This is a genomic window from Seonamhaeicola sediminis, from assembly GCF_004358095.2.
GTDB lineage: Bacteria > Bacteroidota > Bacteroidia > Flavobacteriales > Flavobacteriaceae > Seonamhaeicola > Seonamhaeicola sediminis.
The window spans coordinates 1-1,341 of sequence record NZ_SMZJ02000030.1 but is presented as its reverse complement, the minus strand read 5'-3'; the positions used below and the strand labels follow the sequence as shown (position 1 = coordinate 1,341).

Annotated in this window: 2 protein-coding genes; both read right to left on the bottom strand. The window is 33.9% G+C overall.

What is annotated here, in order from left to right:
• Positions 1–39: 39 nt before the first annotated feature.
• Complete coding sequence (locus E1J38_RS14945) at positions 40–861, bottom strand: IS3 family transposase (protein WP_255449917.1); 822 nt, start codon at positions 859–861, stop codon at positions 40–42.
• 29 nt (positions 862–890) lie between these two features.
• Positions 891–1,262 carry a transposase gene (locus tag E1J38_RS14940; RefSeq protein ID WP_099570149.1) on the bottom strand — a complete coding sequence of 124 codons (372 nt, stop codon included), beginning with the start codon at positions 1,260–1,262 and terminating at the stop codon, positions 891–893.
• Between the last annotated feature and the right edge of the window lie 79 nt (positions 1,263–1,341).

Genomic DNA, 1,341 nt, shown 5'->3' with positions numbered 1-1,341 from the left:
TGTCTAGTCCTGAAATATGGCTACAGGTTAAAAATTTATTTAAGCTGTTAATTTGTATACCATATTCGGTGTTTTATAATCTAAAGATACATGTAATCTTATTTGGTTGTATAGATTAATAGCACTTTTTGTAGCTTTTTTCGCGTGTTGTTTGCTATCAAAGGTCTGGTCGAGATAAAACTCATCTTTTAGGATGCCGTTTACACGTTCAGCAATAGCATTTTCGTAGCAATGGTTATCTTCTGTCATACTAATTTTGATGTTGTTTCTCTTTAAAATTTGCGTGTATACATTGCTACAATATTGTATTCCTCTATCGGAGTGGTGTATTAGGTTCTCTGTGTTTTTAGCATGATATAAGGCCTTTTTAAGGGCTCTGGTACAACCGCTAAGCTCTAGACTATCACTAAGGTCGTAACCGATTATTTTTCTAGAATACATATCAGTTATAAGCGCCAAGTAACAAAATCCTTTTACAGTCCTGATATATGTAATATCAGATACCCAAACTTGATTAGGTCTATTAACGAGCACATCTTTGATACTGTTTTTATATTTATAGAATCTATGCAAAGAGTTGGTAGTTCTGTAACTAGGTTTCTTTCTTGTAATAAGCATATTGTGCTTTCTAAGAATGTTGAAAAGCGTATCTCTGCCTACTTTCAGGCCGGCTTTATCAAAATCATTTTGCAATGATATTTTGAGTTTACGCACGCCTTCTCTAGGCAAGGATCTGCGTTTTTGGTTTACAATTTGAATGACCTGTTGTTCAAGTTTTAAACGTTTATCAGCTCTATATTTATACTTGTAGTATGCATCACGTTTAATCCCGAAAGGCTTACAAATAGTAGTTAAAGACACAAATCCTTTAGCTTTGTCTTTAGTTTTACTTACCGCTCTATATTTAGCTTTTTTTTTAGTTCGGCAACCGATTTATAGCCAAGGTCTTCAGCAGCAACTTCCAGGTATGAATCTTGAATCATAGCATCCAGATCTTTCTTTAACAACAATTTTTTTAGTTGTTCAATCTCTTTTTGCAGTTCTTTAATACGTGTTATTTCGTCTTTGGTTTTCACTGTTATTCTAGTGTTCATAAGGTCCTTACGGTTGTACTTTCTAATCCATTCATTAATGGTAGTTGGTGCAATTCCATAAGCCTTACCTAATTGATACTTGTTTAATTTTCCGGTGGTAAGTTCGTCTAAAATTTTCAGTTTAAAAGGTTCTGAATACCGTCTGATTACTTTGTCATTTTTGTACATAATGTTTAAAATTATGTAGCCTTTATTCAGGACGGGTCAATATGCACCACAACGGTCTCGTATAACCGTCAGTTACGGG

Coding starts and splice junctions, on each gene's coding strand:
- E1J38_RS14940 (WP_099570149.1), bottom strand. CDS start 1,262: ATGTACAAAAATGACAAAGTAATCAGACGGTATTCAGAACCTTTTAAA.